The sequence below is a fragment of the Paenibacillus sp. FSL R7-0652 genome, assembly GCF_038595045.1.
Taxonomy (GTDB): Bacteria; Bacillota; Bacilli; order Paenibacillales; family Paenibacillaceae; genus Paenibacillus.
This window is the reverse complement of sequence record NZ_CP152001.1, coordinates 1422430-1442888: the sequence shown is the minus strand read 5'-3', so window position 1 is coordinate 1442888 and position 20459 is coordinate 1422430. Positions and strand designations below refer to the sequence as shown.

Below are 20459 nucleotides of genomic sequence, written 5' to 3'. Positions count from 1 at the left end.
AAAGGTGTAGTAGACATGACCTTAAAATGGTAGATGAAGGGTCAACGTGATTCACGGTAAATGAGCTTCTATGCCTCCTCACCGTAACGTCTTTTGGATTGTTGGACATTATTCAACGCCGCACCCAAAATACGTGCATTCACATGTTCCAAATAGCCCTTTGCTTTTTTTACAAGATCCTTTTTGACCTTGCCTGCACTGACAACAAGAATGACGCCATCACATAGTGAACTGATAATTAACGCATCCGTTACAGTCAAAACAGGTGGAGTGTCAAATAGAATGACATCATATTCCTCCTTTAGATCCTCAAGCAGTGCAAGCATTTTTCGTGAGCCGATCATTTCTGAAGGATTGGGTGGAATCGGACCAGAGGTCAGCACGTGTAAACCTTCAACAACCGTTTCCCGCAACACTTCGGTTACCTGATATTGGCTTGATAACACGCTCGTTAATCCGATGTGATTTGGCACGTTAAACATTCGATGCAGCGCTGGTTTGCGCAAATCCGTATCCATGAGCAATACTTTCTTCCCTTCTTGCGCATACGCTACAGCTAAATTTCCAATGGTTGTTGTTTTACCTTCACCCGAGACAGCAGAAGCGATCATTATCGTTCTAATCTGACTATCAATCGAAGAAAATTGAATGTTAGTTCTTAATTTTCGATAAGCCTCTGACGAAACAGACTTTGGGTTAGCGACCGTAACGAGGTTGCCTTTGTCATTGGTTTGCCGTGACATATTGTCCATCTCCTACTTTCTTTTGAGGTGTGGATGATTGTTTGGAAGGACGTGCCTCTTCTTTACGTATTTTGGAGATGACTGCAAGAGCAGGTATTTCAAGTTCCTTCTCCAATTCATCTTCCGTTTTCAAGGTGTCATCCAAGTATTCCAATAAAAGGACAAAGCCGATAGCAAGCATTAATCCAACGAAGAAACTGATCAGGATATTCAGTGCGGGTTTAACATTGATAGGTTTGGAAAGTTCTGTAGGTTTGGCTTCACTAAGAATCGTCACGTTATCGACCTTCATAATGACGGGGATTTGAGATTGAAATACCTTTGCGACTGCATTTACCGTTTTTGCCGCTTTCTCGGATGATATTCCTGAGGCGGTCAGGCTCATCACTTGGGATTCATTCGCGGTAGATACCCGAATGCTCTCACCCAATTGGTTGGCAGTCAGACCAAGATCGGGGTATGTAGTAACGACTTTATCGAGGATAGCGGAAGATTTGATGATCTCCATGTAGGAACTGATTACTTTAATATTTGTTTGAATGGAGGAAATATCCAGGTTAGGCACACCGTTCGCGTTATAGACTTGATTCACAATTAATTTTGAATTTGCTTCATATATAGGTGTTGTAAAGAAGTAGCTTTTCACCCCCGCACCGATGCATGCAACCAGAACAAAAGCAACGATAATCCAGATCCTTTTGCGCAGAATCCCCATGTACTCCTTCAATCCCATCTCATTTCCTCCATTCAACTTTGCTTTTCATCCGTTGAAACATGGGCAGCCCCTCAAAATAACGATAGCGTCTTCGAATAGGCGGCTTCTGCCCTTCCACCGTTTGGTTACACCACAACAAGGCTGCATTTTCCTTGAGAATCTGAACGACACTGTAATCGAACTTTCGAGCAATTAATCTATAGGCCCCGTTTAATTCAAATGTTCTCAGCCTCACATCATGTGCGTCTGATGAAATGAAATGAAACCCGTTTTCTTTGCAAAAATGAAAACACCACTTCTGAACTTTTCGTCCGAAAAGCCCCGTGAAAGATTGAGCCGTAAGCTGACACAGTCCGCCTTGATTCAAATAATCGGACAACAGCATTGGCTTTTTCAAAATAACAAGGTTGCGCTCAGGATGAGCGATAATTGGGGTAATTCCCGCGATTCGCAGTTCATGCAGTATTTCGGGGAACTGTGAGGGAATATGACCAAAGGGCAGCTCCAGCAGCATGTAGCGGCTGCCTGCAAGTGTGCAGCACTTACCTGCATACAAGTCTTCAATCAGTCTGTCGTGCACTCGGATCTCCTGTCCGGGTCTAACCTGCAAACGAATATTTCGTTTGGCGAGCTCTGCACGAAGCATATGAACAGCCTGATTCACTACCATTGGTTCATTGTGGTACTGTCCGTTCAGGTGATGCGGAGTTGCAATAATGGAGGTTATTCCTGAGGCTGCTGCCTTCTCAGCCATCGCAACGGACTGCTCCATTCGAACAGGGCCATCATCCAGACCGGATAAAATGTGGCAGTGCATTTCAACCATATCCAAACTTCCTCAATGTATGATCCTCCTCGCCTCTTTATTCATTGCGCAAATGCTTTTGGTGTTAAAGAACTAATGCATAACGCTATGAAATATAGTAAAATGGCGTTAAGTACATGCTTGTTCAGAAATTGTTCAGATTTAACCAACACTATATGGTAAAATCGATGTAACGATAAGGTTTTGACTGAGGAGATGGGTCTGCCAACTTCTCATACGCAAAACGGGAAACTGCCTCAAATTCAACTTCAGTGAGCATTCTGTTTAACTGTCCAGTTATATATAGTGTCTGCTCTTTGTGAATATGCAAGTTCGAATGATACAATATTAGCTCTCCAAAGGGCTGCTTCCACTGCAGCTTGGCATGAAGCCTGACGCATACACGGCTGTCTTCGACATCCAAACCTATTAGCATTTCTGATATTACCGGCAGGTTCAGGTCGCTCAGGAAAGTGATCGCTTGTGTGTCCATACCAAGTAACAGGACGGGACGTCTTTTGCGGTCTACCATTTTTCCATGAAACTCCTGAATGTACATATGGACATTTGGTTTGAGATCAGCCCATTCCTGAAGAAATTTTGAATTCATGATTTCATTCCTTTTAGAATGGATTAGTCTGCACGCACTGCCCCTGTTCCTCTCTGAAAGGTATAAAGCCAGGGCAATGTGGAAACACTTTAAATACTTCGAATGATACATTTTGTAACTCCATACGTTCAATTTACGATACAAAACGTATCATGTCAAGCGGTATTTGGACATGGTTCTTTTGATTTACGACAATTTGAGCTGTCCTTAGACAGACCTATTTACAGGAGTATATGAGACGAATGAGGCGTAGTACATTTGCAGGAAAACTTGCCCTGATCAAAGACTTGGCTCAGGATTGTTTCAATATATATGATGGTGTTCAGGGGGAAATAGCTTATGAGCTACGGAAATCGCATTGCTGAATTAAGAGAACAGCGGGGACTTACTCAAGAAGAACTTGCGAACTCCATTCATATCACCAGAGCGGCTCTCTCCCACTACGAGAAAAACCGGCGCAAACCGGATTTCGAGGTGTTAACACGACTTGCCGACATCTTCGATGTGTCCATTGATTATTTGATTGGACGTACGAAGCAGAGTGATATGGTCATGGATGAAGACGTGCGTGAATTCGTGGATGCTCTTGAATTATCGGATAAAGAAGTGTTGGAACGTTTTGATCTGATGATCGATGGTAAACCTCTAACGGAGGAAGAAGCTCGCCGCTTTATCGCTTTTGTGCGCATGGAGCGCAGTATGGATTAATCAGGAGCTTACCCGAAAAGAAAACCCAGTATCCGAGTACATACTGCTCCGGGTTCTGGGCCTTTTTGTGTATCTTGAATTCCCTCCATTCTATGGTGTGTACTGGATCAAGAACGCTTGATGTCGGAGGAAACGAAATGTTTCAAACGCTCCGGGTCGATTCCACATTGCAGCAAAACTTTCATGATGTCGATCTGGGTTGCTTCGACTGGTTCACCTGTCGGCTTAGAATCGCCCATGTTTGGATGCTTCATCTTCATTCCGCTAACCTCTCTTATCTTATACTTTCTCTGCACTCCAAAACTAAGCCTAATTATACTTGAGAACGTTCCTTGATGTTGTCGTCTCATGGCGATAACGTTTTTTGAGCGGGTTCTAATTTTGTCGAAAGCAAAAAGGAGCCTTATGACGCCGGGGTGGCGACCATAAAAGCTCCCTTTGTTTTATATCTTTTTGCAGCGATGAATAAAGACTTAACCTCCGGTACGTGCAAGCTCACGCATATTGGCTTCAAATGCTGCAAGCAGAGCAGCTTCACCTGTCAGACCTGTCGCTTGTACGCGTTCGATCTGTTCCGTCATGCGTTTGAAGTCCTTTGGAATAACACGTACAAAATGATTCAGGGAATCCTGCCAATTATCCAGAATGCGCTGACCTGCAGCACTTCCCGTGAGCGCTGTGTGACGCTGAATCATACCGCGCAGATCTGCGCTCTCGGAAGCATCCTCGATACGCTCCAAAAGAACCATTTCCAGGTTGCAGCGCTGCAGGAATGTGCCGTTTGGATCGTACACGTAAGCAATACCTCCAGACATCCCTGCTGCGAAGTTACGGCCTGTATCGCCCAGTACAACGACACGACCACCCGTCATATATTCGCAGCCATGATCGCCGACACCCTCAACGACCACTTTGGCACCCGAGTTACGTACGGCAAAACGCTCTCCAGCAATTCCGCGAATGTACGCTTCACCACTCGTCGCACCATACAGCGCTGTGTTTCCGATAATAATGTTATTCTCTGCCTCAAATGTTGCTTTTGGCGAAGGCATCACAATCAGTTTGCCTCCAGACAATCCTTTACCCACGTAGTCATTGGAGTCTCCTTCGACCGTGAGCGTCATGCCTTTTGGTACAAAAGCACCAAAGCTTTGTCCGGCAGAGCCGACAAACTTGAATTGAACGGTATCTTCAGGCAAACCGGCAAGGCCGTATTTGCGCGTAATCTCACTACCCAGAATCGTACCGACTGCACGGTTAACGTTGGTAATTGGCAGTACGGCCTCGACCGGTTGACCGGATTCGATTGCCGGCTGTGCGAGTGGTACGAGCTGCTGCATATCCAGCGTCTCCTCCAGCTGGTGGTTCTGGTGCTGCGTACGATAACGTGCAGAACCTTCAGGCATCTCAGGCACGTGCAGCAGTACAGACAGATCCACACCTTTTTTCTTCCAGTGGTCTACCGCTTCGACCGCTTCCAGACAGTCTGTGCGACCAACCATCTCCTGAATAGTACGGAAACCGAGTTCAGCCATAATCTCACGCATATCCTCCGCCACAAAACGCATGAAGTTCACGACATGTTCAGGATCACCCATGTAGTTTTTACGCAGCTCCGGATTTTGTGTTGCTACACCGACTGGACAAGTATCCATCTGACATACACGCATCATGATGCAGCCAAGTGCAACAAGTGGTGCAGTAGAGAAACCATACTCTTCCGCTCCAAGAAGTGCGGCAATCGCCAGATCGCGCCCGTTCAGCATTTTACCGTCTGTTTCAAGGACTACACGATCACGCAAATTGTTCAGCATCAGCGTTTGATGCGTTTCCGCCAGTCCCAGCTCCCATGGCATACCCGCATGACGGATTGAACCTTGTGGAGATGCGCCTGTACCGCCATCATATCCACTAACCAGGATAATGTCTGCACGGCCTTTAGCTACACCGGCTGCAATCGTTCCAACGCCGACTTCCGATACCAGTTTCACGTTAATTTCGGCACGTGGATTGGCATTTTTCAAGTCGTAGATCAACTCGGCCAAGTCCTCGATCGAATAAATATCGTGATGTGGTGGCGGTGAGATCAAACCTACGCCCGGCGTGGAACCGCGAACCTCAGCTACCCAAGGATACACTTTACGTCCCGGCAGCTGTCCGCCTTCACCCGGTTTAGCCCCTTGAGCCATCTTGATCTGAATCTCGTCCGCATTCACCAGGTAGTTGGATGTTACACCAAAACGTCCGGATGCAACCTGCTTGATCGCACTGCGGCGGGAATCCCCATTGCTGTCTTTAATGAAACGAGCCGGGTCTTCTCCGCCTTCACCTGTATTGGATTTACCACCCACACGGTTCATGGCGATCGCCAAGTCTTCGTGGGCTTCTTTACTAATCGAACCGAAGGACATCGCACCGGTTTTGAAACGACGCATGATGTTTTCTACGGATTCTACTTCTTCCAATGGAATGGAAGCTCCTACCGGTTTCAGCTTCAGCATGGAACGAATGGTCAGCAGCTGATCATTCTCACCCTGCACAAGTTTCGAGTACTTTTTGTACAGTTTATAATCTCCGGTACGTACGGCATGCTGCAGCGTGTGGATCGTTTGCGGGTTGAACAGATGCTCTTCGCCATCATTACGCCACTGGTATTCACCGCCGGAATCGAGCACTCGGTCATTGCCGTCTTTATCCGTGAAAGCACGGTTATGATGCGTGAGCGCTTCTGCGGCCACTTCCTCCAAGCCGATGCCTCCGATTCGGGAAGGTGTCCAAGTGAAGTAACGGTCAACGAAATCGGATTTCAGACCCACTGCTTCGAAGATTTGAGCACCGCGATACGACTGAATCGTGGAAATCCCCATTTTGGACAAAATTTTAATAACGCCTTTGGTTGCGGCTTTAATGTAATTCTTAACGGCTTTCTCATGGGAGATACCGCGCAGCAGACCTTGCTGAATCATGTCATCCAGCGTTTCAAACGCCAGATAAGGGTTAACCGCACTAACGCCATAACCCAGAAGCAGTGCGTAGTGGTGAATATCACGCGGCTCTCCCGATTCGAGCAAAATGCTGACTTTGGTTCTTGTGCCCTGACGAATCAGGTGGTGATGCAGCCCTGCAACAGCAAGCAATGCAGGAATTGCGGCATTCTCGGCATCCACACCGCGGTCAGACAGGATCAAAATATTATGTCCCTTGTCGATAACACGGTCTGCTGCTTCAAAAAGCAGGTCCATCGCTTTACGCAGTCCTTCTGCTCCTTCAGCAGCAGTGAAGAAGATCGGGATCGTCATCGAGCGGAAGCCCGGACGACGTACGTGGCGAATTTTTGCAAAGTCTTCATTAGATAATACCGGCGTATCCAGACGAATCTGGCGACAGCTCTCCGGTTCAGGGTTAAGCAGGTTCCGCTCCGGACCGATCGTTGTCGCTGTAGATGTAACAATCTCTTCGCGGATTGCGTCAATCGGCGGATTGGTTACCTGTGCAAACATCTGTTTAAAGTAGTTATACAGGCGCTGCGGACGATCGGACAGAACGGCCAGCGGCGCATCATAACCCATGGAACCTGTTGCTTCCATTCCCGTGGATGCCATGGGCTCCAGCACTTTGCGCAGTTCTTCAAACGTATAGCCGTAAGCCAGCTGAAGCTGGGTTACGTTATCATGTTTAGGGTCTGGCAGCTCCGGCGCTTCAGGCAGCTCGTTCAGATCCATCAAATGCTCTTCCAGCCATTCCTCATAAGGGTTCTCGGCTGCAATGATCGCTTTGACTTCTTCATCCGAGATAATGCGGCCCTCTTGGGTATCTACGAGCAGCATCCGTCCTGGACGAAGACGATCCTTATACAGGATGTCTTCCGGTGCGATATCCAGAACACCGACTTCGGAAGAAAGGATGATTCGGTCATCCTTCGTTACATAATAACGGGCGGGACGCAAACCGTTACGGTCAAGCGTGGCACCAATCTGTAAACCGTCGGTAAATGCCATTGCAGCCGGGCCATCCCATGGCTCCATCATTGTGCTGTGATATTCATAGAAAGCTTTTTTCGCAGGGTCCATGCCTTCATCGGTGCTCCACGGCTCGGGAACCATCATCATCGCCACATGCGGCAGAGAGCGTCCGCTCAGATACAAAAACTCCAGCGTGTTATCAAACATTGCTGTGTCCGAACCATCCGGATTAATAACCGGTTTTACTTTGGCAATATCATCGCCGAACAGTTCACTTTCGAACAAGGATTGACGCGCATGCATCCAGTTCACGTTACCACGCATCGTGTTGATCTCACCGTTGTGGATCATGAAGCGGTACGGGTGAGCCCGTTCCCAGCTTGGGAAGGTGTTCGTACTGAATCGGGAGTGCACGAGCGCAATCGCCGATTCAACCAGTTCTTCCTGCAGATCCAGATAGAACTTGCCTACCTGTTCGGTGGTCAGCATGCCTTTGTAAACTACTTTGCGGCACGACAAGCTTGGCAGGTAGAACGATTCTCCCTCCGCCTCATCTGCGGAATAGCGAATCGCGAGTTCGGCGCGTCTGCGAATAACATATAATTTGCGCTCAAATGCAAGCTCATCCTTCACTTCATCCGATCTTCCGATAAATACCTGACGTACATAAGGTTTCGCAGCCAGTGCCGAACGGCCCAGCATCTCATCATACGTAGGTACATCCCGGAAACCCAGGAAGATCTGTCCTTCTTCTTCAATAATGTTCTTCAAGCTCTCTTCATGTGCAGTCCGAACTGCTGGATCATGAGACAGGAACAGCATGCCTACGCCGTAGAAGCCCTGTTCAGGCAGTGCAAAGCCGAGACGGTCTGCTTCCTTGGCAAAATAACGATGTGGAATCTGAATCAGGATTCCCGCTCCGTCGCCGGAGTTCGGTTCACTTCCCTGACCTCCGCGGTGCTCCATATTGCTGAGCATGGTCAGTGCCTGACTAACGATATCGTGTGAAGGTACTCCTTTGATGTTGGCAACAAAACCCATTCCGCATGCATCTTTTTCGAATTGTGGATCGTACAGACCTTGTTTTGGAGGTAATCCGATGTGTCTCATGGAACGCAACCTTTCTATAATGAAGTATTTCGGAAAGATCAAGAACATAGCAACAGGCAACAATGAAACGGGAGGAGCCGGCATTTCGCTTGCGATAAGCCTGCCTGCTGAAATGAAGAGGTGACAGCTTCTTAGGATCAGCCATCGGTTATAAATCTGGTACTGCGGCAAAGGCCGCGACAATTGCGAGGGACTGACACCGATCATCCGGTAACAGCATGTATACAACAAGACGCAGTCGCTGGCACGACTACTCCTTGTGGAGCGACGTTTTTTGATATAGTTCTATTATTTTAACACCGACCTAACATCAGCGCAATTTAAACTTTTTAATATCTCTGATAAGAAATGCTTTGCAGTACAGCTTTAGTGTGATGACGTTTAAAAACGTCTCTTTTTCGAATAATTATACACATTTTAAGGCAGAGTACAACTGATTTTAATTGCAGGTAAAAGAAAATCGTTCCATATACAGCATGCGTTTGACCATATTTTCGCAATTTTCATACTCAAGCTTCCAATAAAGCTTTCTATTTTCATACAATCGTATACAAAATAGCCTGCAGCTCATTTTAGAGCCGCAGGCTATTTGCACTATTTGACTACTATATTGCATAATTCCGCTGCATATCTTTTAACTTTTTTTTGCAAAAGTTGTCCGAAATGTCGTTTTGTTTCTCGATTATACGGTCAAGGGCTGACCGGATTCTGCCACTTCAGCTTCTTTCTTCGGACGTCGGCCATTCCAGAGAAAGTACGCCAGCGTCAGCAGAATGGATACACATGCGTAGATGCTCAGTATTCCTGCCTGATGCCACATGACATCAAAGTTACCGCTGGATACGACGGCTCTGAGGCCCATTATGCTGTGTGTCATCGGCAGCCACTCACTGATCGCCTGAAGCCATGAAGGAATCAGTTCTAGCGGGAATGTACCTGCACTCGCTGCAAGCTGGAAGACCAGAAGCAGGATGATAACATAACGTCCAGGCAGATCAAGCCAGGTCACCAGTGCCTGAACGATCAGCATAAAGGTCAGGCCCGTTATGATGGTAAATAGATAGAACAACCCTGTACTGTGTGTTTCCAGTCCAAGCCCGTACAGCATAAAGCTTGCTACGATAACCGACTGGAATATGCTTACCGAACCAAACACAAGCGTACGGCTGACAAACCGATTCCAGCCCGACGCACCCGGTACAGACGTTTCACGCATTTTCAGAACAATCGTGGAGATCAGCGATCCCACAAACAAACCGATGGACAGGAAGAACGGTGTCATACCTGTTCCGTAGTTGCTTACGTTTTCCGCTTTATTCTCGGAGGAGCTGACCGGTTCTGCGAACATATTTACCACGTCATCCGTTTTCTTCACTTCGGATGTTTTCTTGGCTGCATCTTTCAGCTTGGTCGCCAGTTCACCGGAGCCGTCTTTCAGTTCAGAAAGGCCGTCAGCCAGTTTGCCCGCACCGTCTCCAAGCTGTTTGGAGCCGTCAGCCAGTGATGTAACACCGCCGCTGAGCTTACCAACACCGGTCTGCAGTGCCGTTGTGCCTGAACCCAGCTGTTTCGCGCCTGCGGCCAGCTGTGTGCCGCCCGACGCCGCTTCACCCAGCTTGCTGCTGAACTGCTTCAAGCCGTCGGAGAGTTTCGCTCCGCCTTGGCTGAGTTGTCCAGCACCTGCGAGCAGCTGTTTCTGCCCATCTGCCAATTGAGATGCTCCGGCGAGAAGCTGCTGCTGCCCGTTATGCAGTTCGGATGCCCCTGCAGCCAGCTGTTGATTTCCTTGATGAAGCTGATCCGCGCCCTGCGCCAGCTTCTGTTCGCTCTCATGCAGCTGTGCGCTGCCATCAGCAACAGCCTGACTCGCCGCAATCAGCTTCTGTACATCTTCGTTTGCAGCCAGTTCGGGGCTGTTTGCAGCAAGCTGTTTCAGACCAGCAGCCACGCCCTGTGCCCCGTCAGCAACTTTACCGCTGCCATCCACAGCGGACTGCAGTCCACCTGCCAGTGTTCCACTCCCCTGTACTGCGGTTTGCAGTCCGTCAGACAGCTTGGCACTGCCCTGCTCAGATGACTGCAGTCCAGCCTGCAGCTTGTTGGTGCCGTCTAATGAAGACTGAAGACCTGCCGCAAGTTGGCTGCTGCCGTCTTTCAACTGGTCAGCACCGCTTTGAAGCTGACCCGCGGCTGCCTCATGGAGCTGCTGTAAACCCGATACCAGACTCGTTGTTCCAGTCTCCAGTTTCGAAGCACCATTATGCAGTGCATTAACACCATTGCTTAATGGAGATAATCCATCCTGAAGTTTCAACGTACCCGATGCAAGTTTAGCCAGATTATCCTTGAGCTTCACAGCGCCGTCATCGAGCTTGCCTGCTCCGCTTTTCAGATCTCCCGCACCATCGCCCGCTTCAGCCAAACCATCTGATACCTCAGAGAATTTATCAAGCAGTGTCTCTGCGTAGGATTCTGTAACTTTGGCTGAAACTTTCGCTTTCAAATCCTTGATTGCCGTTTTACCGATCTGTGCCCCGACAAAGTTGTAATTGCCGTTTGGCTCATAGATCAAATCTGCTGGTGCAGGTTTATCATCGAGCAGTGTCGTTGCTTTCGATGAGAAGTTTTCCGGAATCGTAATCTGCATGTAATATTTGTCGTTCTGCATACCTTCCTTTGCCTTGGCAGCACTAACGAAATCCCATTTGAAATCTTCATTTTTCTTCAATTCATCGATAAGGTCCTTACCTACATGAAGAGATTTACCTTCAAGCTCCGCACCTTTATCTAGATTGACAACAGCCACCGGCAGTTTATCTACATTACCGTAAGGGTCCCAGTAAGCTGCCAAATATATGCCGCTGTACAGGATCGGTATAAATAGAATTGCAATGACAGGGATCAACACCTTCGGGTTTCTCACGGCTGATCCCAAATCCTTGAAAAACACGTTTAATGATTTCATGTTATTTTCTCCCCTTAATCTCTCTGCCGACAGCAGGAATATCCAATATGAAAACAGAATGAAAATCTCTGGAATTTTTACCGAAATACGTGATGACCATTTCTCTCAAACGGTCAGTCCAGAGCAAAAAACAAACTTGTCCTTAGACAAGTTTCATATATAACGCGTTGTGTTCATGACCTTTGACGTCCTGCACGTCCTCTCACAGACCTTCGGCTGATTGGATGGCCGCAATGCCTTCCATTAGGAAAAGACGAAAGTAGTTCTTGATTTCTTCTTTGCTAAGCGGCTCATGGTGCTTGCTCCAGTCTGAGGTTAGTGCGATGTACAGACGAATCATCATAAAAGCAACTACTTGCGGATTGCAATCGCGGATTTCTCCGCTATCTCTTGCTTTCTCCAATTCACGGGCCAGAAAATCCGTAATGACTTTCTCTACTTTTTCAAGACCCTCTTTGGCCTGAAGCGTTCCGAAATCCTTCAATTCCTGTGACAGTTTAACGAGCAGTTCATGATCACGGCGGAATTCCAGCAGCGCGTCCAGCACGCGAAACAAGTTATCAAAGAATGCACTCTCCTGATGAACTTCGCGCTGCGCGATATTTTTCATCTCCTGAATGACTTCCACCAGAATCTGATCAAACAGCTGTTCCTTATTCGTAAAAAAAGTATAAATCGTGCCTTTGCCCACATTGGCGATCTTGGCAACTTGATCCATCGTGGTCGCTTTGTATCCAAACATGGCAAACGACTGGGCGGCTGCATGAATGACCTGCTGTCTCCTGTCGATCGGAGCCATCTTATCTCCTCCTTGCTTCATATCAAATGTGATGAGTGATTCAATCGCTCTTCTTTGAATGACCAGAAATACAAAACGGTCATTTGGTCAAAAACTACAATATCACCTTGAAAATAAGATTGCAAGCCTAACAATAAAAAAATGTATTAATATTTTTTAACCGAAATGCAGTGGAAACTGTCCGCTTCGTCGTCTATAGTGTAAGATGACTTAAACAATCCGCACATAACTGAAGTTTGCTGTCTCAAAACTCGGTGTACCGTGTAAATATTGTTTGGATGAAACATGATTCGGTGTTTTACTGTATATTCATGTAGTAACAAACCTAGCAGGACTGTCCTACTTAAAACTTACGAATGCTGTTTTTATTCCATTTTAAATTAACTCAAACTTATGAATAAAGGTGAACTCATGCGAAAACCAAGAGTGCTCTTATTATCAGAAGGATTCGGTACTGGTCACACACAGGCAGCTCATGCCTTGGCACATGGTATCAAAAAAGTTAGTCCCCATGTTCACAGCCGCGTTATTGAACTTGGGAAATTTTTGAATCCGACCGTCGCTCCGCTGATCTTTTCTGCATATCGAAAGACACTATCGGTTCAACCCAAACTTGTCAGCCTGTTGTACCGCACACAGTACAACAAATCGTTAAACGGCTTAACCAAACTGGCGTTGCACCGTATTTTTTACACACAAACGGCGCAGGTCGTATCCCAGTTGAAGCCGGATATCGTGATCTGCACTCATCCGTTTCCCAATGCGGTCATTTCCAGGCTTAAGCGTCAAGGCCTGAATATCCCGCTGTATACGTTGATCACGGATTACGATGTGCATGGAACGTGGATCAACCCTGAGGTAAACAAATATCTGGTTTCCACGCCTCAAGTCAAAGCTATGCTTGAGATTCGAGGTATCCCCTCTTCACAAATCCAGATTACAGGAATCCCTGTGCATCCTGATTTCTGGGAAGCCGGCGACAAAGTCAAACTGAGAGAAGAGATGGGACTGAAAAACATGCCGACGGCGCTGCTTATGGGCGGCGGCTGGGGACTTTCTTTTGAAGAGGATCATATGAAAGCTCTCGCATCATGGGCAGATCGGGTACAGTTAGTCTTTTGTCTCGGAAGCAACCAGAAAATGATAGACAAAATGAAGGAAATCCCCTGCTTCCAGCACCCAAATATACGTATTTTGGGCTACACCAGGGAAGTCAGCAAACTCATGGATGTCTCTGATGTTCTCATCACTAAACCCGGAGGCATGACATGCACGGAGGCGATGGCTAAAGGTCTTCCGATGCTCTTTATCCCGCCGCATCCAGGACAGGAAGAGGAGAACTGTGAGTATTTTGTACAAGCTGGATATGGAGAGATCATTCACTCGGCGGACGTCATAACCGATCGATTCCGGGAACTGTCTGAACACCAGTCCATGCAGGCTGGTCGTCCTCAGCAGCGAGTGCACCAATCCAGCCGTTCTTTGGCTTACGATCCAACCTGCTGTGCTCAAGCCGTTCATGATTTGCTGTTCCCTTCAACGACTGAAGTCACAACAACGTCCCTGGAGCGCTTCTCAGCCGGAATTTCCACCAGACCCTTGTCTGGTACCAGACTACCTTTATAACGCCTCTAGCCCACCTTAGAGTTCGTCTGAGTCTATGATTAACATTACTCAATCCATCTAGATGTTAATCTGGACTCCAATAATAAAAAGGTTCCCCTTCATGCAGCGAAGGGGAACCTTTTTGAATTCTGCTCAATTTTATCGAATATTCTGCCAAAAAACTGGGTAAATTACAGATAGATATTCACTCAAAAATGACGAAATAAAACTGCTTCCCAGAATTTTCAGGGCTCATGCGGCACTCACATAGTTAACTACCCTGCCTGTTTGCAGAATTTTAAGGTCTTTTACTTGTAAAAAGTATGATGACCAATCGTTTGTACTTCTTTCTTCGTGCGGGCCACCGTCAGATCGTCAGCAAGTGTCAATGATAAGAAATAATACGTATCATCCGAGACTTCCTTCTGTCCGTTCAGTGCAGCATTGACTGCCTTGATGCTGTCTTCATTCGGTGTTACCCGTTTGAGACGTCCATTCGCCACAGGACTGAACTGGGATTTCTGATAGATGACCTTGTAAATGGTATCGGGAAAATTGGCTGACCGCAGCCGGTTCAAGACAACGTTGGCCACAGCCACTTTGCCTTTGTACGGTTCGCCTTCCGCCTCTGCCATGACAATTTTTTGCAGCAGAAACAGCTCTTTATCGGACACACTGTATGACCAGGTTGCGAGTTTTGCATCTTCCTGATTTAGAAGTTTGGTCCGCGTAAAGTAAAGTTTTTGGGGGGGAGTTGACATCGCAGCCGCTGCTTTGGCATGTTCCAATTTGGCCAGTTTCAGGGCAGCTTCTTTCTTCGCTTTGGCGTCAGCTATAGCTTTTGCTTTTTGTTTGGCCGCAGCTTTCTTTTGCTCCTGCTCTTCCTGAGCATTCAAAAGCCAGTTTTTGGCTGGCAGTGCATTCGTCCACGCAGCGGTCTGCACAGACGAGTCAGCAGATAGACTTGTCCCGTCTTCCGTCATTCGCCTCTGCTCTTGCGGCAATGATGAGTTATTATGAGCCGAAGACGCAAGCTCCGTCATTTGTTTACTTTCACTCGCTTGATACCATTTCCCAGTCGCCTGAACGACATTTACCCCCACTATACATACAAGCAGCACAGATAACATCGGTGCTACCCAACGATTCTTACTTATAATTTCCATTCGAAGATTCCTCCTGTCCAAACAATTCCCTAATCTAAGTAACCCAAAAAAAAGAATTTGAATAACGTTGGCTAATATTACATAGGGATAAACACAATGTCAATGTGAGTTTATGGTATAAAAAAGTTTTTCAGGAAAATGAAAACGTATCCAGCACCTCATACATTGGCGTTTGTCCAAGCCTCGTCACATAAAGTACAAAACCTTCTACAGACCATGAATTACCATGGGAAGCATGTTCTGTAATGATCTCGGAAACACCATGTTTGCCCATACCTGGAAGGGATCCAAGATATTTTCGAGCTGCAGTAACATGTGGACGATATGGTCTTAACTCGGCCTCAAAACCTAAAGGTCTGGTGACCTCTACTATACGTTTTTGCAATTGATGCAAGCGCTCCAAATCTCCGCTAACACCTCTCCATAGAACCTTGGGTGCTTCTTCCAGACCAAATGTCCCCCATGCAGCAAGCTCCAGGTCAAATGCATGAAATTCGGCAGCAGCAGCGTGCAGCGCAGCACGAAGGTGACCGACATCACTCATCAACGTATCTCCCAGAAATTGCAAAGTTATATGATAATCCCTATGGTCTGTCCATTTGCGAAAATCAAGCTTATTCCGTAATAGCTGCGTCTGCATATGAAGAGACTGTTGAACGGATTCAGGTAGACGCAGAGCAATAAACAGACGTTCACGTCTGGATGCATGTTCTTGAAGTATTCGGGAATTCACCAGCATACACCTCTCTAAAGTTCGCTCTATTATTCCATATTTATGCATATCATTTCAAGATGGGTATATATAGAGTGACACACGATATGGATTTTGCATATCAGACTTCATTCCTGCATTTACCATGCTTGTGCACATCATGTACTGAATCTGCTACACTTGAAATGACTAATTCATTCGCTCAGGAGGAACAGACACTATGGGTAAAATCGTATGTTTTCCATCTTTATCCGAAGAACAGCAGCAGCAAATACAGCAGGCCGCACCAGGATACACCATTAAAGTAGGTAAAGCCAAGGACCTGGACCCTGCCGAATTAAAAGAAGCCGAAATCATACTGGGCTGGTCTCCCCTTGTTACCGAACATGCCCTGAAACAGGACAGCCCTCTGAAATGGATTCAGGTCTGGTCAGCCGGTGTTGATAATCTCCCGTTTGCGGAGCTGCAGCATAAAAATATTCAAGTTACCAGTGCCAACGGGGTTCACGCCATCCCTATTACAGAGATCATTCTGGGCATGATGTTATCCCACAGCCGTTGGTTGAGACAAGCTATGCTGTATCAGCAGCAGGCTGAATGGAAAAACCCGGGCAGGGCGCTGCCAGAGCTTCATGGCAAAACGGCCGTCATTGTCGGGGTTGGCGAGATCGGGACAGAAACTGCCCGTGTACTAAAGGCCCTTGGGATGCGTACGATCGGGGTACGACGTTCTGGAAAAGACGTACCTCATGTTGACCATATGTACGATATGTCCGGACTATATGAAGCTCTTGGCCAAGGCGACTATGTTATTAATATTTTGCCGCTGACCGATGAAACCCGTCATATTTATAATCAGGATGCATTCGACCATTTCAAGACAGGCGCGTGTTTTGTGAATGTTGGTCGGGGGCCAAGCGTGAATACAGAAGCATTACTGCATGCCCTCGGCAGCGAAAAAATCGCATTCGCTGCTCTGGACGTATTTGAAGAGGAACCTCTTCCGGCAGACCACCCGCTCTGGGGCATGGACAATGTGTTGATCACACCCCATATCGCAGGAAGCACAGAACAATATACAGCCCGTGCCCTCGATATTTTCATCCAAAACTTGAAAGCGTACGTGGCTGGTAAAACTCTTCCGCTCAACCTTGTCGATTATAGTCATAAATATTAACACAAACACCCGTTCCCATGCAACACGATGCATATGAGTACAGCTGCATCACATAACACAACAAAACACTCCACTAGAGAAACATTCTATTTACCCTAGTGGAGTGTTTATTATGCACATGATCGTATCATTACATACATACCCAGACATGGCGAATAAATGAGCCTTTTTGTACAGGTACATACTGTTCTATCGACCAGCCGGCTGTCAGCAGGTGCTCCTGCACCCACTCTGTAGAAACAACAACAGCTCGTCCGGATAACTTGCGTAATTTCACCAGCATTGCTCGCTGTTCCTGCTCGGGAAGAACAGAGCAGAGGTTATAGGGCATGTCGAATACTGCCGAATCATATTCACCTTCCAAACTCTTCATATCCCCCAAAGTTATCCGATCAGGATCATATCCAAAGTAGTGTAAATTGGTACGAGCCCCACGTACAGCAAGTGCATTAAGATCATTACCTTTCGTATCAATCCCCATGGATAAAGCTTCAATAACCACTGTCCCCATTCCGCAGCACGGATCAAGCAAGCGATGATTCCGAACCTCTGGAACCGCAATATTCACCAGTGCTCTAGCCAAAGTAACTCCAAATCCTGTGGAGTAATTTTGAGGTTTTTGCTGATGTACCTGCCACGACTTGTCGGATTCTGTCCACTGACCGAAGATCCATTTTCCCTTCGTTTTAATTAGGCCGAAAGTCACTTCAGGTTTCTTCATCTGCGCTGTTCCAACGATGCACATCCCTATCTCTCTTTCAAGCTTTCGTGCCTGATCATAGTCTGGGGGATGATCTCCCGCTTTCAGACAAATCACTTTAAACGTCTCATCCTGCGTCAGACGGATTTCACGAGCTATAGGAAGCAGTTCAGTGACAGAGTCACCTTCCCCCAGTACATCCAGCCGTCCATGAATAAACGGACTTCTCCCCGGCGGGATACAGCGTTCAGACCAAACGTAAGAACCACTGTCCGAATACACCATTGAAGCCGATGCGAGCAGTGTGCTCAGTTCAAGCTGGCATAATTGGCGTTCATTCTCATGACAGGCATACGTGTATACATATTTCACCGCAACCATAACTTTTCTCATTCTCCCATCTACCTTATTCTCGAAATCTATATCACCAGATGGATTAATCCGGCTTCATTTCACTTTTCTTAAATCTGTTTCTTTAATCTGTTTAAATTCAGGTTTACTTTCATCGATAAGCGCTGTAGGTAGTTATTGTATCCAATGCCAAGCTGAGAATCAACGACGCCGAAATATACCTTCGCTTTCATATGAGAACACAGCAAAAAAATAAGGATTCCCCGCATGGGAATCCCTATTATTGCATGTTTTTTAGGACCTGATACTAAACAGAACATGATACGTTAAATTTGTCAATTCAAACAATTGTTTTACCTTGTTTCTTCTATTATATAGAAAAGGTTATACTTTCAATTTTTCAATCGATGCAAGTAGATCGTCGGACATTTCTTTCAGGGTCTGAATGTTGCTGCTGATCGCCTCCATCGAGCCTACCTGTTCCTCTGCCGAAGCAGATACTTCTTCCACGCTTGCAGCGGATTGCTCGGACACCGCAGAGATCTGCTGGCTGAAGTCATTCATTCGACCACTGCTCTCTTCCATACCTGCGAGTCCTTGCGACATCGTTCCGATCACCTCTACCATACTTTCAACCGATGTATTGATCGTTTTGAACAGCTGACCTGAAGCAGATACCCGTTCCTGTCCCAGTTCCGTCTCCTGCACACCCAAACGCAGCTCGTTCACTACCCCTTGGGAATCCTGCTGAATATCCTGAGTAATGGTTGTGATCTCTTCAACCGATTCCTGAACGGCTTCGGACAATTTCCGAACCTCGGATGCCACAACAGCAAAACCACGTCCGCTCTCTCCAGCCCGTGCCGCTTCAATCGAAGCGTTCAGCGCCAGCAGGTTAGTCTGGCGGGCGATATCATGAATCACCAGGACCAGCTTGGAGATATCTTCATTTTTGCGATTCAGCTGTTCCATTTTGCTCATCGAGGACGACACAGCGCTGGCAATCTGCTGCATCTGCTGTACCGATTCCTCCATGGCTTCACGTCCACTCTGCCCCTGCTCCAGCACTTGATTGGACATGGAACGAAGCTGGTTCCCCTGCTCGGCATGTTTCTGAATATGATCATTCAGTTCATCCACGGTGCGAGCCGACTCGACAGCGGTCTGAGCCTGACTTTCGGCCGCCTTGGCAGACTCCTCCATCGTGATCGCAATCTGCTGACTGCCAATCTTGACTTCTTCAGAAGCGATGGCTAATTCGTTGCTTTGACGATTTACCGTTTCGGCTACACGCCTTACATTTAGCACCATGGCAGTGAGATTAGCCTTCATCTCATTGACTGCTTTGGCCAAGGCACCGACCTCATCTTCATGTTTGGTGTGCACATCCTGTACGTTCAACTGACCTTCCGCGATCAATTTAACAGCACTGATGACACGAAGCAGCGGTTTGACCACCTGTGTACGAATAATCGGTACAAATACGGCCGTGATGAGAATCATCGCAAGCACACCTATAATGACAAACAATCGGCCATCCTGGACAGAACGAATCGTTTTCGCTGCCGAGATGTCTGATTGCTGCTGATTGTAATTAACGAGAAAATCCAGATTCACCTGCATGGTATCGAAGGATTCTGCCCCTTTATCAGCTACTTCTTTCGCAAGCTGCGTCTCTCCTTCGTCACTCAACCGAATCGCCTGAGTGTTGATTTTCAGATATGCTTCCCACTTCTGTTTAAACTCCGACCAATGTTTCGCTTCTTCCGCAGACTTTTGCTGTTTATCATAAATAGTCATAGCCTGTGATGTTTCACGAATAAATTTGGTACGCTCTTCATTAATCTTGGGTCTGTCGGATGTGTCTGCATCAAAGTAACGATAGCTTAGAGACAAAATATGCTCCGTTGTATAGTTCAATCGGTTAATCTCTTGAATAGATGGCATCCAGTTACCTGTAATATCATTTGTGTTGGTCTCAATCGAATTCATTCGGCCAATGATGGTAACGCTTAAAATAATCAAACAGAGGATTAACAAGTAAAACGCGATGCTGATACGCAGACCGATACTCTTGATTTTAAATCTGCTGAACATATGATTTCCCCCTCATAACAACTTTCTCCACATTTACAACTTAGTACTAATTTCGCAAATAAACCCATCTATTGGCCCCTTGCAAATTAAACTCGTCTATATTATATCTGCACAATTGCCGTAAAGTATTATAGCATTCTTTGATCAGTAAGCGCTGTAATTCGTGAAAATTTGTTGAAATTTATCGAAATGAAAAGAACTGCAGCATCCGGCAACGTTCAGATCTGCAGCTCT

Annotated in this window: 15 protein-coding genes; 3 read left to right on the top strand and 12 right to left on the bottom strand. The window is 46.7% G+C overall.

What is annotated here, in order from left to right:
- Positions 1 to 68: 68 nt before the first annotated feature.
- The 4 genes from MKY97_RS06325 to MKY97_RS06310 form a co-directional block, all read right to left on the bottom strand.
- Entirely contained in the window at positions 69 to 743 is a 675-nt protein-coding gene (locus tag MKY97_RS06325; protein ID WP_342554635.1) for a CpsD/CapB family tyrosine-protein kinase, read from the bottom strand.
- Positions 724 to 1476 (bottom strand): Wzz/FepE/Etk N-terminal domain-containing protein, encoded by a 753-nt coding sequence (locus tag MKY97_RS06320; RefSeq protein ID WP_342554634.1) that lies wholly within the window; start codon positions 1474 to 1476, stop codon positions 724 to 726. The genes MKY97_RS06325 and MKY97_RS06320 overlap by 20 nt, the downstream gene beginning before the upstream one ends.
- A gap of 1 nt (position 1477) precedes the next feature.
- On the bottom strand, positions 1478 to 2284 hold the full coding sequence (locus MKY97_RS06315; RefSeq protein ID WP_342554633.1) for a CpsB/CapC family capsule biosynthesis tyrosine phosphatase: 807 nt from the start codon (positions 2282 to 2284) through the stop codon (positions 1478 to 1480).
- Between the two features lie 151 nt (positions 2285 to 2435).
- The gene (locus tag MKY97_RS06310; RefSeq protein ID WP_342554632.1) at positions 2436 to 2873 is read right to left on the bottom strand and encodes a hypothetical protein; all 438 of its coding nucleotides are present in this window, start codon (positions 2871 to 2873) and stop codon (positions 2436 to 2438) included.
- A gap of 339 nt (positions 2874 to 3212) precedes the next feature.
- On the opposite strand from MKY97_RS06310, the gene MKY97_RS06305 reads away from it, so the two are divergent.
- Positions 3213 to 3581, top strand: coding sequence for a helix-turn-helix domain-containing protein (locus tag MKY97_RS06305; protein WP_123063221.1), 369 nt, complete (start codon positions 3213 to 3215; stop codon positions 3579 to 3581).
- A gap of 107 nt (positions 3582 to 3688) precedes the next feature.
- Here MKY97_RS06305 and MKY97_RS06300 read toward each other — a convergent pair whose 3' ends face one another.
- From MKY97_RS06300 to MKY97_RS06285, 4 genes are all read right to left on the bottom strand, one after another.
- Positions 3689 to 3841, bottom strand: coding sequence for a hypothetical protein (locus MKY97_RS06300; protein ID WP_342554631.1), 153 nt, complete (start codon positions 3839 to 3841; stop codon positions 3689 to 3691).
- Between the two features lie 213 nt (positions 3842 to 4054).
- The gene (gene gltB / locus MKY97_RS06295) at positions 4055 to 8653 is read right to left on the bottom strand and encodes a glutamate synthase large subunit (protein WP_342554630.1); all 4599 of its coding nucleotides are present in this window, start codon (positions 8651 to 8653) and stop codon (positions 4055 to 4057) included.
- A gap of 682 nt (positions 8654 to 9335) precedes the next feature.
- Entirely contained in the window at positions 9336 to 11618 is a 2283-nt protein-coding gene (locus tag MKY97_RS06290) for a YhgE/Pip domain-containing protein (RefSeq protein ID WP_342554629.1), read from the bottom strand.
- A gap of 202 nt (positions 11619 to 11820) precedes the next feature.
- Entirely contained in the window at positions 11821 to 12417 is a 597-nt protein-coding gene (locus tag MKY97_RS06285) for a TetR/AcrR family transcriptional regulator (RefSeq protein WP_342554628.1), read from the bottom strand.
- A 411-nt stretch (positions 12418 to 12828) separates the two neighbouring features.
- Between MKY97_RS06285 and MKY97_RS06280 the strand changes: the two genes are divergently transcribed.
- Complete coding sequence (locus MKY97_RS06280) at positions 12829 to 14043, top strand: glycosyltransferase (RefSeq protein ID WP_342554627.1); 1215 nt, start codon at positions 12829 to 12831, stop codon at positions 14041 to 14043.
- Between the two features lie 287 nt (positions 14044 to 14330).
- Here the strand turns inward: MKY97_RS06280 and MKY97_RS06275 are convergent, their stop codons facing one another.
- Together MKY97_RS06275 and thpR are read right to left on the bottom strand one after the other, a co-directional pair.
- Positions 14331 to 15188: a cell wall hydrolase gene (locus MKY97_RS06275; RefSeq protein ID WP_342554626.1), complete on the bottom strand. Its 858-nt coding sequence runs from the start codon at positions 15186 to 15188 to the stop codon at positions 14331 to 14333.
- A gap of 130 nt (positions 15189 to 15318) precedes the next feature.
- Positions 15319 to 15921 carry an RNA 2',3'-cyclic phosphodiesterase gene (gene thpR, locus MKY97_RS06270; protein ID WP_342554625.1) on the bottom strand — a complete coding sequence of 201 codons (603 nt, stop codon included), beginning with the start codon at positions 15919 to 15921 and terminating at the stop codon, positions 15319 to 15321.
- A 199-nt stretch (positions 15922 to 16120) separates the two neighbouring features.
- On the opposite strand from thpR, the gene MKY97_RS06265 reads away from it, so the two are divergent.
- Entirely contained in the window at positions 16121 to 17077 is a 957-nt protein-coding gene (locus MKY97_RS06265; RefSeq protein WP_342554624.1) for a D-2-hydroxyacid dehydrogenase, read from the top strand.
- Between the two features lie 130 nt (positions 17078 to 17207).
- Here the strand turns inward: MKY97_RS06265 and MKY97_RS06260 are convergent, their stop codons facing one another.
- Together MKY97_RS06260 and MKY97_RS06255 are read right to left on the bottom strand one after the other, a co-directional pair.
- Entirely contained in the window at positions 17208 to 18170 is a 963-nt protein-coding gene (locus MKY97_RS06260; RefSeq protein WP_342554623.1) for an RNA methyltransferase, read from the bottom strand.
- Positions 18171 to 18512: 342 nt separating this feature from the next.
- Entirely contained in the window at positions 18513 to 20225 is a 1713-nt protein-coding gene (locus MKY97_RS06255; protein WP_342554622.1) for a methyl-accepting chemotaxis protein, read from the bottom strand.
- Between the last annotated feature and the right edge of the window lie 234 nt (positions 20226 to 20459).

Bases quoted from the DNA above. Each gene is read 5' to 3' on its own strand.
- MKY97_RS06290 (WP_342554629.1), bottom strand. From the start codon at position 11,618: ATGAAATCATTAAACGTGTTTTTCAAGGATTTGGGATCAGCCGTGAGA.
- MKY97_RS06265 (WP_342554624.1), top strand. From the start codon at position 16,121: ATGGGTAAAATCGTATGTTTTCCATCTTTATCCGAAGAACAGCAGCAG.
- MKY97_RS06320 (WP_342554634.1), bottom strand. From the start codon at position 1,476: ATGGGATTGAAGGAGTACATGGGGATTCTGCGCAAAAGGATCTGGATT.
- MKY97_RS06305 (WP_123063221.1), top strand. From the start codon at position 3,213: ATGAGCTACGGAAATCGCATTGCTGAATTAAGAGAACAGCGGGGACTT.
- MKY97_RS06310 (WP_342554632.1), bottom strand. From the start codon at position 2,873: ATGAATTCAAAATTTCTTCAGGAATGGGCTGATCTCAAACCAAATGTC.
- MKY97_RS06255 (WP_342554622.1), bottom strand. From the start codon at position 20,225: ATGTTCAGCAGATTTAAAATCAAGAGTATCGGTCTGCGTATCAGCATC.
- MKY97_RS06325 (WP_342554635.1), bottom strand. From the start codon at position 743: ATGTCACGGCAAACCAATGACAAAGGCAACCTCGTTACGGTCGCTAAC.
- MKY97_RS06315 (WP_342554633.1), bottom strand. From the start codon at position 2,284: ATGGTTGAAATGCACTGCCACATTTTATCCGGTCTGGATGATGGCCCT.
- MKY97_RS06300 (WP_342554631.1), bottom strand. From the start codon at position 3,841: ATGAAGATGAAGCATCCAAACATGGGCGATTCTAAGCCGACAGGTGAA.
- MKY97_RS06275 (WP_342554626.1), bottom strand. From the start codon at position 15,188: ATGGAAATTATAAGTAAGAATCGTTGGGTAGCACCGATGTTATCTGTG.
- MKY97_RS06285 (WP_342554628.1), bottom strand. From the start codon at position 12,417: ATGGCTCCGATCGACAGGAGACAGCAGGTCATTCATGCAGCCGCCCAG.
- MKY97_RS06280 (WP_342554627.1), top strand. From the start codon at position 12,829: ATGCGAAAACCAAGAGTGCTCTTATTATCAGAAGGATTCGGTACTGGT.
- MKY97_RS06260 (WP_342554623.1), bottom strand. From the start codon at position 18,170: ATGAGAAAAGTTATGGTTGCGGTGAAATATGTATACACGTATGCCTGT.
- gltB (WP_342554630.1), bottom strand. From the start codon at position 8,653: ATGAGACACATCGGATTACCTCCAAAACAAGGTCTGTACGATCCACAA.